The sequence below is a fragment of the Cellulomonas sp. H30R-01 genome (assembly GCF_010119915.1).
In the GTDB taxonomy this organism is placed as follows: domain Bacteria; phylum Actinomycetota; class Actinomycetes; order Actinomycetales; family Cellulomonadaceae; genus Cellulomonas; species Cellulomonas algicola.
The window spans coordinates 3630036-3642518 of the sequence record NZ_CP048210.1; the positions used below are offsets into that span (position 1 = coordinate 3630036).

The 12483-nt window shown below is 74.7% G+C and carries 9 protein-coding genes; 6 read left to right on the top strand and 3 right to left on the bottom strand.

Annotation, left to right across the window (positions count from 1 at the left end; genetic code table 11):
- Window positions 1-140: 140 nt before the first annotated feature.
- On the bottom strand, window positions 141-1691 hold the full coding sequence (locus tag GXP71_RS16260) for a pectate lyase (RefSeq protein ID WP_238402462.1): 1551 nt from the start codon (window positions 1689-1691) through the stop codon (window positions 141-143).
- A 334-nt stretch (window positions 1692-2025) separates the two neighbouring features.
- Between GXP71_RS16260 and GXP71_RS16265 the strand changes: the two genes are divergently transcribed.
- Window positions 2026-3090 (top strand): LLM class flavin-dependent oxidoreductase, encoded by a 1065-nt coding sequence (locus tag GXP71_RS16265; RefSeq protein ID WP_162353494.1) that lies wholly within the window; start codon window positions 2026-2028, stop codon window positions 3088-3090.
- 70 nt (window positions 3091-3160) lie between these two features.
- Here the strand turns inward: GXP71_RS16265 and GXP71_RS16270 are convergent, their stop codons facing one another.
- Window positions 3161-4399 (bottom strand): hypothetical protein, encoded by a 1239-nt coding sequence (locus tag GXP71_RS16270; protein ID WP_162353495.1) that lies wholly within the window; start codon window positions 4397-4399, stop codon window positions 3161-3163.
- A gap of 365 nt (window positions 4400-4764) precedes the next feature.
- On the opposite strand from GXP71_RS16270, the gene GXP71_RS16275 reads away from it, so the two are divergent.
- Both GXP71_RS16275 and GXP71_RS16280 read left to right on the top strand, forming a co-directional pair.
- Window positions 4765-5439, top strand: coding sequence for a hypothetical protein (locus GXP71_RS16275; protein WP_162353496.1), 675 nt, complete (start codon window positions 4765-4767; stop codon window positions 5437-5439).
- 1 nt (window position 5440) lies between these two features.
- A complete protein-coding gene (locus GXP71_RS16280; protein ID WP_162353497.1) occupies window positions 5441-7645 on the top strand; it encodes a hypothetical protein in 2205 nt (734 codons plus the stop codon).
- Window positions 7646-7802: 157 nt separating this feature from the next.
- Here GXP71_RS16280 and map read toward each other — a convergent pair whose 3' ends face one another.
- Entirely contained in the window at window positions 7803-8573 is a 771-nt protein-coding gene (gene map, locus GXP71_RS16285) for a type I methionyl aminopeptidase (RefSeq protein ID WP_162353498.1), read from the bottom strand.
- A 67-nt stretch (window positions 8574-8640) separates the two neighbouring features.
- Here map and GXP71_RS16290 point away from each other — a divergent pair, with 67 nt between their 5' ends.
- From GXP71_RS16290 to GXP71_RS16300, 3 genes are all read left to right on the top strand, one after another.
- Window positions 8641-8937 (top strand): helix-turn-helix domain-containing protein, encoded by a 297-nt coding sequence (locus GXP71_RS16290; protein ID WP_162353499.1) that lies wholly within the window; start codon window positions 8641-8643, stop codon window positions 8935-8937.
- A 66-nt stretch (window positions 8938-9003) separates the two neighbouring features.
- Window positions 9004-9531 carry a VanZ family protein gene (locus GXP71_RS16295; protein WP_162353500.1) on the top strand — a complete coding sequence of 176 codons (528 nt, stop codon included), beginning with the start codon at window positions 9004-9006 and terminating at the stop codon, window positions 9529-9531.
- A gap of 90 nt (window positions 9532-9621) precedes the next feature.
- Entirely contained in the window at window positions 9622-12483 is a 2862-nt protein-coding gene (locus GXP71_RS16300) for a helix-turn-helix transcriptional regulator (RefSeq protein WP_162353501.1), read from the top strand.

The window sequence follows — 12483 nt, forward strand, 5'->3', positions numbered from 1 at the left end:
GCGACCGGGTCACGACGAGGCGGAGCCCCGAGGGTCCTCGTGCAGGACTACTCGGGGCTCCGCCCTGGTCGACCGGGCTGTCGTCCACCCGGTCCGTGGGCCGCTCACGCGGCCGTCGGTGCCGCCGGTCGAGCGGCGGGTCAGCCGGCGAACGTCTGGAGCTCGGCGATGCGCGGCGTGCCCGACGCGCTGACGATCTCCAGGGTCACCTTCTTGAGCGACGTCGACGAGAACGAGACGACGCCGGGTGCGCCGCTGCCGGACGCGAGGGTCGAGCCGTTGTCGCCGTTGAGGACCTTCCACGAGGTGATCGAGCCGCCGCCGGACGCCTGGACGACGTTGATCTTCGAGATCGTCTTCGCCGAGCCCCACTTCACCGAGATCTTCCCGGTGGAGCCGGAGGGCGACCAGTACGTGCTGGTCGAGCCGTCGATGACGTTGCCGTAGCTCGTGCCCGACGCCTTGCTCGACCCGTCGGCGCCTGCGCCGATGCTGAGGTTGGTGCCGCTCGGCGAGGTCGGGTTGGACGTGGGCGTCGGGTTCGACGTCTGCGTCGGCGTCGGGTTCGAGGTCTGCGTCGGCGTCGGGTTCGGGGTCGTCGGCGTGCAGGAGCCGTTCGACGTCTTCAGGCCCTTGTTGGCGCCGGCGGTGGCGACGACGAGGTTCGGGACGCACGACGCGCCGTCGAGGCTGTAGGAGTAGGGCACGGAGACCGTGGTGGTCGAGGCCATGCTGGGGCCGGCCGGGTAGGTGTCGGAGCCGGTCGAGGACCAGGTCACGTTGTCGAGGATGTTGCCGGCGGTCTGCCAGGTTCCCCGCTCGGACGTGTAGAACGTGCCGAGCACGTCCTTCGAGTCCTCGAAGTAGTTGTTCTCGACCTTGGCCTTGGCACCGGCGCGGGAGTTGATCCCGGACTCGTGCAGGTTGACGTAGTAGTTGTTGTAGATGTGGGCCACGCCGCCGCGCAGGAGCGGGGTGCGCGAGTCGATGTTCGAGTACAGGTTGTGGTGGAACGTGATGTTGCCGCTTCCGGTGTCGGTCTCGCTCGACCCGATGAGGCCGCCGCGGCCGGAGTTCCGCAGGATGCTGTAGGACAGCGTCACGTTCTCGACGTCGTTCTTGAGGTCGAAGAGGCCGTCGTAGCCCTCGGACTCGCCGCCCGACGCCTCGAGCGTCACGTGGTCGACCCAGACGTTGCGGACGGTGCTCTCCATGCCGATGGCGTCGCCGCCGTTGGACGTGGGCGAGCCCGACTTCTTGACGTTCTTGACCGTCACGTTCTGGATGATGATGTTGCTCGAGTCCCGGATGTGGATCCCGATCTGGTCGAACGTGGCGCCGCCGCCCACGCCTTCGAGCGTCACGTTGCTGATGCCCTTGAGCTCGATGACTCCCGAGGCGGTGCTGCACCCGCTGCCGGACACCTGCGACGTGTTGCCGACGGTGATCGTGCCCTCGACCTGGATGGTGATCGGGGTCGTCTTGCTGGAGCGGCTGCACAGCGCCTGGTGGATCGCGGTCCCCGTGGTGGCCTTGACGGTCGTGCCGCCCGCGCCACCGGTCGTGCCGCCGTTGGTCGCCGCGAAGCCGTTCGCGGAACCCGTGACCGCGACCGCGCCGGGGGCGGCCAGGGCGGTCAGGCCGATCGTGGCAGCCAGGGCCGTCGTGGCTCCTGCTGCGAGGAGTCGCACTGCGACTGGTCGGTTCATCGTTGCCTCTCACCTCGTCGTCGAAGGGGCAGTGCCGTGGTGCGTCCCGCGCGCCGTCGAGGGCGCTGCGCCGCGTCGTCGCGGGTTCTGCAGACGTCACCCACCGTGTGAGTAACCGGTTTCTCGATCGTAGGACAGCGGTTTCCGCAGACTCAACGGCTAAACGTTTCGCGACGTGAAAAGGCTCTTGACCTGCAGCGATGCGAGCCCGGGCGAGCACCTCCGCACGCTTCTCACCACGCGGGACGTCCCGACGGACCCCTGGACACGCCATCAGACGCGGGGGACAGTGCGCGCTCCCGACAGGAGGTCACCGATGAGCGCCGAGTTCCTCTGGTACATCCCCAACCAGGTCGCACCGGGTCACCGCGGCGAGCCCGTGTCCGCACGCCACAACAGCCTGGACACGCTCACCGAGCAGGCCGTCGCGCTCGAGCAGCACGGCTGGAGGGGCGCACTGCTCGGCACCGGCTGGGGACGGCCCGACACCTTCACGGTCGCCGCCGCGCTCGCCGCCCGCACCACCACGTTCGAGCCGCTGATCGCCATCCGCCCCGGCTACTGGCGCCCCGCACAGCTCGCGTCGGCCGCCGCGACCCTCGACCACCTCACGGGCGGCCGCGTGCGCGTCAACGTCGTCTCCGGCAAGGACGACCTCGCCGCGTACGGCGACGCGGACGGCGACCAGGCCGACCGGTACGCCCGTACGCGCGAGTTCCTCCAGCTCGTCCGACGGCTCTGGACGCAGGAGCACGTCGACTTCCGCGGCGAGCACTTCCAGGTCACCGGGTCGACGGTCCAGCCCCGCATCGAGCCGCGCGGCGACCGGCGGCACCCCACCTTGTACTTCGGCGGTGCGTCCGAGGCCGCCGAGCGGGTCGCCGCCACCGAGGCCGACGTCCAGCTGTTCTGGGGCGAGCCGCTCGCGGGGGTCGAGGAGCGCATCGACCGCCTCCGGACCCTCGAGCAGCGGCTCGGTCGCGCGCACCCGCCGCTGCAGTTCGGGCTGCGCGTCACGACGTTCGTCCGCGACACCACGGAGGAGGCCTGGGCGGACGCCGAGGCGAAGGTCGCCGAGCTCGCCCGCACGCGCGGCACCGCACCCGTCGACCGGCACCGCGGCACCGCCGTCGGCCAGCAGCGCCTGCTGGACCTCGCCGCTCGGGGCGACGTGCTCGACGACCACCTCTACACGGCTCCCGGGCGGTTCGGTGGCGGCGGCGCAGGGACGACGTGGCTCGTCGGGTCCGCCGAGGACGTCGCGAAGTCCTTGCGCCGCTACCAGGACCTGGGCGTCACGCACTTCGTCCTCTCCGACACCCCGTACCTCCGCGAGATCCGCCGCCAGGGCGACCAGCTGCTCCCGCTGCTGCGCGACTGACCGGCGGCGCCGCTGCGGGGCCGACCGGCACGCCGTCGGGGATCCTCCAGCGCACCGGCACGCCGTCGTCCTAGGCCACGGGAAGTCGCCCCACCACGAGTCGGTGAGCGGGGTTCGCGGCGTCGCCGGCGGCCGTCACCAGCAGGCTGAGCCCGGCGACGAGAGGGGCGCTCAGCCGGTGGCGGACGGCGGGGTCGACCGTCGACCTCGGGTCGGCGTCCCACTCGTCACGGGCACGGAGACGCACCGCCTCGGCACCGAGCGTGTACGGCCGGTCGGCGGAGGGGATCCGTCGCCGGTGCAGCTCGTGGGAGTCCACCCGCAGCGCCGCGACGGTGAACAGCTCCGGCTTCCCAGCCTTCTCGAGCCAACGGCCGTAGCCGAGATGCCGCCAGTCGACCACGTCGTCGCGACGGAGCCCGGTCTCCTCCTCCAGCTCGCGAAGCGCACCGTGCGCGGCGATCGTCGCGAGGTCGGACGCCCCGGCCGCACCGGCGTCGGCGGGTTCGAGGGACCCCGAGCCGCTCGGTGCGAGCAACCCGCCGCTCGACTCGTTGTGGGCGGACTGCGAGACGACGACCAGCCGACCGTCGGTCGTGAGCGCGAGCACCGACGTCCCGATCGCGTTCAGCAGCCAGCTCTCGCCGTGGTCGCGCAGGCGCCCTCGTCGGTCGACGAACAGCGAGCGCCCGAATCCGCTCTCGAGCCGGCCGGACACCAGGACGTCCTTGGTCGCGAAGATGTCGCTCCCCAGGTGGTCCCAGTACCGCGCGGGGACGAGGTTCCACGTGGTCGTGGGCAGGGTGGGCCCGGTGCCGACGTCGGTCCCGAGCCCCAGGAGATGGCCGTTGTACGTCGCACCGCGCGAGACGCGGCGCCGACAGAACGCGGCCCCGTAGCCGCGGAGCTCACGCGGCAGGACGTAGCCCGTGGGGCTGAGCCTGGCCACCACGGTGCCGCGGGCGATCGCGGCCGCCGCGACGGAGTCGAGCACCACGTGTCCCGCCCCCGTGTCGACCACCCGGAACCGGTCAGAGCCACGGAGGGAGGCGGCGACGTCCTGGAAGTCGTCGACCCGGTCGACGAACTGCACCGAGGCCAGCCGTGCGGCGTGCGCGCGCACCTCCAGCACCAGCAGGACGAGCGAGACGAGCGCGAGCGACCAGTTGAGCCACGCGGGCGTCGCTCGGTAGAGGCCGATGACACCGGCCGCCGCGAGCACGACGCTCAGGACGATCCACCGGGTCTGGACGAGGAAGGCCCCCAGCCGCCATGCGGTGGTGAGGACCCACCGGCGGACGACGGTCATGAACGACGCCGGAGGCCGCACGCGGGGGTCACGCGGCCCAGCGTAGGGCGCCGGCTGCCCGCTCCGACGACGCCGCTCTCCGCGGACCGCCCGAGTCGTCCGTCCGTGGTCCCGGCCGCTGTGCTTCACGCACCGAAGATCACGGCGACATAACGATGTACCTGGTACCGCGCCGATTTACCTAGTACCGCGTGGCTCAGGTGCTGGCCCGACTGCTAGACAGTCGCTCGGTTGCGCCCGAGGGCCCGCTCGACGACCACCGTCAACGGTGACGGTGCAGGTAGCGGGCCCGTCGGGCCACCGTGTCCCCGCACCACCGCCCCGGGCGCACCCCGGCGGCGGTCACCACGACGAGGTGGTCAAGCATGAGGCGTCACATCCTGGCGGGCCTCGCCCTCGCGGTCCTCGCGGCCGCGATCGTCCTGTTCTCCGGCCCCGACCTCCAGGGCGTCACCCTGCTCGGCGCCGCGCTCGGCGGGGCGCTCGGGCTCGTGCCCGACCGGTCCCCAGGCGCGCGCGCCGGCGCGTTCGCCGTCGGGTTCCTCGCCGCGTGGCTCGGTTACGCGCTGCGCGCCGCCGCGCTGCCCGACTCCGCCGCCGGACGGGCCGTCGCCGTGCTCGTCGTCCTCGCGATCTGCCTGGCCGTCGCCGGGGCGACGCGCGGGCGCCTCCCCCTGTGGGCGGCGCTGCTCGGCACCGCCGCCATGGCCGGCGCGTACGAGGCCACCTACGCCGCGGACCCCTCGGCGTTCGTCGCGTCGTCCGCCGCCACCGCGACGTCGATCCTCCTCGCGGCCGGTGCCGGGTTCGTCGCGACGTCGCTCCTGGGTGTCGTCGTCGAGCAGGACCGCGCGCAGGAGCGCGCCGACGCGCCCGCCGACGGGTCCTCCCCGGCGCCCGCCGTCACCACCGCGGCCGAGCCCGTCGGAGGCTACGAGGCCGCCGGCACCCACGCGCCGGCCCGCCCGTACGCCAGCCCCGACCCCGCCCGCCGCGGCGCGCCCGCCACCCGTCCGTTCGACCCGCAGCCGGAGGCCTGACGTGCGCCGCTCCACCACCACCGCGGCGGCCGCCGCCGTCGTGCTCATCCCGCTCCTCGTCGGCACGGCCGGGTCCCCCGCGCTCGCCGCGGGCTCGGGCTCCGGCTCCGGCTCGGGCTCGGGCTCCGGCGACGTGACCGTCACCAACACCGAGACCGTGCAGGCCCGTCTGTCCGCGACCGGCGCGCTCCAGGAGGCCCGCGTCTACGACCAGCTCGCGTTCACCGGCCACGGCAGCGCGACCGTCGAGAACCCCGTGTCGACCAAGGGCCTGCGGAACCTCGACGGCTTCGGCGGCTATCGCGTCGTCGACGGGCGTCTCGTCGCGACGGTCGACGTCGACGGCGAGCGCCGCGCGCGCACCGTCAGCACCTACGACCGCGACCTGCCCCTCACGGTCGAGGTCGAGTACACGCTCGACGGCGAGCCCGTGCAGCCCGGCGCCGTCGTCGGCCGCTCCGGCACCCTCGGCGTCCACTACACCGTCACCAACACGACCGGGAAGACGCAGGACGTCACCTACGACGACGGCACCGGCACCGAGGCCACCGCCTCCGCCGAGACCGTCGTGCCGATGATCGGCCAGCTCGTCACCGTCCTGCCGTCGACGTTCACGGACGTGCGGTCCGACGAGGCGGGCCTCGCCGGCGACGGCCGTGGCGGCACGCGCCTGCAGTTCCAGATGACGCTCTTCCCGCCCATCGGCTCCGCGACCGCCGAGTTCGGCTACACCGCGCAGGTCCGCGGCGCCGTCGTCCCGCCGGCGACCCTCACGTCGATGCCCGTCTCCCCGCTCGACTACCCGTCGTTCAAGGGCGGCGCGGAGAGCTACCGCTCGGGCGCTCAGAAGGGAGTCGACCTCACCGCGGGCGCGACGCAGATCGACGACTCCGTCCTCCAGCTCCACGACGGCGCCGCGCAGCTCCTCGCAGGCCTCCTCCAGCTCCGCGACGGCGCCGCCGACCTGTCGGCCGGCCTCAACGACTCGGCCGCCCCGGGCGCCGCGCGGCTCGCTGCGGGTGCCGAGCAGCTCGACCAAGGGCTCGCGCAGGCTCGCGCCAAGGCTCCACAGCTCCTCGACGGCCTCGCGCAGGTCGACTCAGGGCTCGCGCTCGTGGACGCCGGACTCGTCAAGATGTACGGCGAGATCGGCGCGCTGGACCAGGACCCGAAGGTGAAGGAGCTCCAGGCAGGGATCACCAAGCTCCGGACGGCGGCGGCGACACTCACCGGCGCGGTCCACCAGGTCCGTACGGGAGTCGCGGGCGCCGCCACGAGCGCGACGAAGCTCTCCTCGGGTGCCGTCGCCCTCGGCGGGCAGCTGCAGGACGCGGTGACAGGGCTCGGAGGACTGCGAGCCGGCATGAACCCAGCGTTGCTCCCGCAGTACGACTACGTCGTCGCCCAGCTCTCCGCGGGCGTCCCCGTCCTCACCGACACGACGAACCCCGCGACCATCGCCGGTGGGGCCTCGGCGCTCGCCAGCGGGCTCGCGACAGCCGCGGGCACGCTCGCCATGATCGAGTGCGGGCTCGACAGCACGTCGATCCCCGGCACCTGCGACACGAGCCGGCCGGACGTCGTCCACGGTCTTGCCGCGGTCGACGCCGGTGTCAGCCAGCTGATCTCGGGCGTCATCACGAAGGTCCGGGCAGGCGTCGGCGACGCCGACGACACCCGAGCCGACAACACCCTGCGGGGCGGCGTCCACTCGCTCCAGGCGGGCATGGACCAGCTCAGCGCCGGCGGGGGGACTCTCGCCTCGGGTCTCGCGCAGCTCGGCGCGGGGGCGAGCCGCCTCGACGACGGTGCCGACGAGCTCTCCGCTGGTATCGCGCGCGCCGCCGAGGGGTCACGCGCGCTGTCAGACGGACTCGGCTCCGCCTCCGAGGGCGCGCCGAAGCTCGTCGACGGGACGCAGCAGCTGTCCGACGAGGGCACGTCGCAGGTCGTCGCGAGCGGCCAGGCCACGGCGGAGGACTTCGGGGTGAAGTACGCGGTGCTCGCCGCGGGTGCGGAGCGCGCCCAGGCCGAGGGCATGGCGTACGGCGCCCCGGACGGGGCGGTCGGCGCGACGGCGTACTCGATCGAGATCGCCGGGGTCGACGGCGCGGGGGCGACGAACCTCGGCCGCCTGGTCGCCGCAATCGCGCTGTTCGCCGCGGGTATCGGCGTGGCCACGCTGGCCCGGCGTCGGATGTCCTGACCCTGCTCAGGGCACGAGAGGCGTGCGGCCCCGCTCGGGGTCGTGCGCCTCTCGGCGTCTCCGGGTCCGTCGCTGCGTCGCGATCGGCACGTCGGCGCGCAGGGTCGAACGAGACCGGGCCGTGAGGGTCCCGGCGGCCACGAGCGACGCGGTCGGGCTAGCGGGGCCGCGTGAGGACCTCCGCGCCGTCGTCGGTGATCGCGACGGTGTGCTCGGAGTGCGCGGTGCGGCACCCCGACGCGCTGCGCAGCGTCCAGCCGTCGGGGTCGGTGACGAGCTCGTCGGTGTCGGCCATGACCCACGGCTCGAGCGCGAGGAGCAGGCCGGGGCGCAGCGTGTACCCGCGGCCGGGCCGGCCGGTGTTCGGGACGTGCGGGTCCTGGTGCATGGTCGTCCCGACGCCGTGCCCGCCGAACTCGGTGTTGACGGGGTAGCCGGCGCCGGTGAGGACGGTGCCGATCGCGTGCGAGACGTCGCCGAGCCGCACGCCGGGCCCGACGGCGGCGATCGCAGTGGCCAGGGCGCGCTCGGTCGCGTCGATGAGCGCGACGTCCTCGGCGCGCACGGCGGAGCCGACGACGAAGCTGAGCGCCGAGTCGGCGACCACTCCCCCGAGCGACACGGCCAGGTCCAGCGTCAGGAGGTCGCCGTCCGCGAGCGCGTAGTCGTGCGGGAGGCCGTGCAGGACGGCGTCGTTGACGGACGTGCAGATGTAGTGGCCGAACGGGCCGCGCCCGAACGACGGCGCGTAGTCGACGTAGCAGGACTCGGCGCCCGCGTCGGCGATCATGCGCTGCGCCCAGCGGTCGATGTCGAGGAGGTTGGTGCCGACGGTCGCGCGTCCGCGGAGCGTCTGGAGGATCTCGGCGACGAGCGCGCCGGTGTCGCGGGCGCGCCGCACCTCGGTGGGCGACAGGATCTCGATCATCGGGCCATGCCTTCCGCGGTACGGATAACTATCCCGGCAACACTATCCCGGTATTAGTATCGGTCGCATGGTCCGCCTGCCGCTGACGCCCGACGAGGTCGCCCGAGGACAGCGCCTCGGCGCGCTGCTGCGCCGTGCGCGGGCCGACAGGTCGATCCTCACCGTCGCGCTCGACGCCGGCATCTCCCCCGAGACGCTGCGCAAGATCGAGTCCGGCCGCGTCGCCACCCCTGCGTTCCCGACGATCGCCGCGATCGCCGAGGTCCTGGGCCTCTCGCTCGACGCCGTGTGGGACGCGGTCAAGGACCCCGCGGACGCGCTCGACCGCACGTCGCCCGGCGGCGGCGCGCGCCTCGCGTCGTAGCCCGTCGCCCGGCCCGCCGGAAACCCCTCCCCAGCCCTGTCGTCCGCCCCCGGAGCCCTTGCCCTCGTGATCTCCACCCTGCTCGTCGCCCACCCGTGGTTCGGCCCGACGGTGCTCGCCGTCCTCGTGGTCGCCGGCCCGCTGCTCGGCTGGTGGCTCCTCGGCCGCCCGCCGCGCCTGTCGTGGATCCTCTGCGGCGTCTCGCTCGTCCCCGTCGCGCTGCTCACGCTCGTCCCGACGCAGCGCGAGGTGTTCGAGCGCTGCGCGGTCGGCTGGGTGCTCCCGACGTTCGGCCGGGTCGAGCTCCTGGCCAACGTCCTGCTGTTCGTCCCGCCGGTGCTGCTCGCGGGGATCGCGAGCCGTCGTCCGTGGCTCGCCCTCGCGGGAGGCGTCCTCGCGTCGGCGACGATCGAGACGGCCCAGGCGCTCCTGCCCGTCCTCGGGCGGTCGTGCGACACGAACGACTGGCTGTCGAACTCGATCGGCGCGCTGGTCGGCGCGGTGCTCGCCGTCGTCGCGACCCGGCTCGTGCGGCGCCCCGACGACGTCGGACCGACGGTCGACGCCGAGGACACCACACCCGTCGCGCCGTAGCCGTCTGCCGGTCGACGTCGTCCAGGCCGCTCGACCGCCCCCGCCGACCGGCCTCGTCGGCCGCGTCCGACCCCGGAGTACGGTGACTTCGTGAGCACCGGGCTGCTCGACCGCGACCGCGAGCTGGCCACGCTGACCCGGCACCTCACCTCGATCCGGGCCGGTGCGGGCCGGGTGGTCGTCGTCGAGGGTCCGGCCGGGATCGGCAAGTCCAGCCTGCTGGCGGCCGTCACCCGCGCCGCTTCCGCGGACGGCTTCGTGACGTGCTCGGCGCGCGGCGGACCGCTCGAGTGCGACGCCGTCTGGGGCATCGCCCGTCAGATCTTCGAGCCGGTCCGCAGGCGCGACGACTGGGCGGACCTGACGACCGGCGCGGCGGCACTGGCCGGTCCTGCGCTCGCGCTGGCCGCACCCGAGCCCGCGCCCGGCGCCGACGCGATGCACGCGGCGGTGCACGGGCTGGTCTGGCTCGCCAGCAACCTCGCCGAGCGCCAGCCGGTGCTCCTCGTGGTCGACGACGCCCACTGGGCGGACGCGTCCTCCCTGCGCTGGCTCGCCACGCTGTCGCGTCGGCTCGTCGACCTCCCGGTCGGGGTGCTGTGCGCGGTCCGCTCCGGCGAGCCGGCCCCGTCGGCCGACCTCCTGGCCGAGCTCCTGGCCGCGGCGCCCGACCCGACCGTGCGGCTGCGTCCCCTGAGCCTCGCCGCCGTGGAGGACATCGTCGTGGGCTCGCTGCCGGACGCGGAGCCGGCGTTCGTCGAGGCCTGCCACGCCGCGTGCGCGGGCAACCCGTTCCTGCTGGGCGTGCTGGTCGCCCAGGTGCAGGCCGAGGGCATCGCCCCGACGCGCGCGTCGGCCGAACGGCTCGACCTGGTCGGGGCCGACCAGGCGGCGCGGAGCGTCGTCCGGCAGCTCGGGCGCCTGCCCGCCGGCGCCGAGCGGCTGGCCGGAGCGCTGACGGTGCTGGGTCGGGACGCCCCCGTGCGGCACGCCGCCGTGCTCGCGGGGTGCTCGCCCGCAGAGGCTGCCGCGCTCGCCGACGCGATGCGCGCCGCCGGGCTCGTGCGCGGCGAGCACGAGCTCACGCTGGCGCACCCGCTGATCGCGTCGTCGCTCGCCGCGCACCTGGGGCACGGGGAGCGCGCACGGCTGCACCGGCAGGCCGCCGACCTGCTGGCCGGTGAGGCGGCCGAGCCCGAGCGGGTGGCGCTGCACCTGCTCCGCACCGACCCCGCGGCCGACGCCGCGGTGGTGCGCACGCTGCGGGCCGCGGCTGCGGGTGCGGGCGCGCGCGGCGCACCGGAGAGCGCGGCGGCGTACCTGCGTCGCGCGCTCGTCGAGCCCCCGGCGGACCGGGAGACCTCCGCCGCGGTGCACCTCGAGCTCGGCCTCGCGCAGGCGGCGCGGTGGCAGCCCGACGCGCCGGCCCTGCTGCGCACGGCGGTCGCGCTCGCCGACTCGTCGGACGCGCGGGTCGCGGCGGCGCTGCGGGGAGCTCGCGCGCTGGGGATCGCGGGGATGTTCGAGGAGGCCGTGGACCTGGCGCGGAGAGGGCTCGCGGGCGCGGGCGCCGCACCGGACCGCGCCGTCCCGGGCGCCGCCGAGGAGCGTGAGCGCCTGGAGCAGGAGCTGGTCATGGACGCCGCGATGCAGGCCGGCACCCACGCCGAGGCCGTCCGACGGCTGCGCGCCGCGCCGTCGGACCCGTTGCTGCCGGGTCTGGCCGCCGTGAACGCGGCGATGGGCGCCACCTGGGCCGGGCTCCCGGCGACGACGGTGAGCCGGCTGCTCGCGCCCGCGCTGGTCCGTGACGTGCTCCGCACCGAGATGGACTCCCTGCTCCCGACCGCCGCGGCCGTCGTCCTCATCGGCATCGACGAGCTCGACGCCTCCGTCGCCTGGTCGACGGCGCTGATCGACGTGGCGCGTCCGCGGGGGTGGCTGCTCGCCCTCACCCAAGGCTGTCTCCGACGGTCGATGGCACTGGTGCGCGCCGGCCGGATCCGCGACGCCGAGCCCGACGCCCGCCTGCTGTTCGGGGTCATCCAGGGCAACACCCCGCCCGCGGCGTTCACGTGGGCGCTGCACACGCTCGTCGACGTCCTCACCGAGGCGGACCGCCTCGACGAAGCCGAGACCGTGCTGCTGGAGACGGGCCACTGCGGGGCGCCGCCGCTCGGGGCCATGGGCTCGCCGTTGCTGCTGCAGAGCCGCGCGCGCCTGCGGCTCGCGCAGGGGCGCTTCGAGGAGGCCTACGCCGACACGGAGGAGGCCCGCACCCGCTGCGAGGAGCTGACGGTGCAGCACCCGGTCCTCGCGTCGTGGCGGGTGACGCAGGTCGAGGCCCTCGTCGCGCTCGGTGACCGGCGGCGGGCCGAGGCGGTCGCCCGCGAGCAGCTCCGGCTGGCCGACGTGCTCGGCACGCCCGCGGCCCGCGCCACCGGCAGGCGGACCCTCGCCCAGACGATCGACGGCCCGGCACGCGTGCCGCTGCTCGCGCAGGCGACGGACCTCGCCGCGTCCTCCCCCGCGCGGCTCGAGCACGTCCGCTGCCTCGTCGACCTCGGGGCAGCGCTCCGCCGGTCGAACCGACGGGGCGACGCGCGGTTCCCGCTGCGCGGGGCTCTCGACCTCGCCGACCAGCACGGGATGACGCTGCTGGCCGGGCGTGCCCGCGACGAGCTGCACGCCAGCGGCGCGCGTCCACGACGACCGGCGACGACCGGACCCGGCTCGCTCACCCCGGCGGAGCACCGCGTCGTGACCCTCGCGAGCCAGGGGGTCACCAACCGTGACATCGCCGGCCAGCTCTACGTCACCCGGCGCACGGTGGAGACGCACCTGACGCACGCCTTCCAGAAGCTCGGCGTCCGCAGCCGCGCCGAGCTCCCCGGCGCCCTCGGTGGGCCGCACCTCGCGCGGCCGGGACGGGCCGGTGCGGCCGCGCGCTGA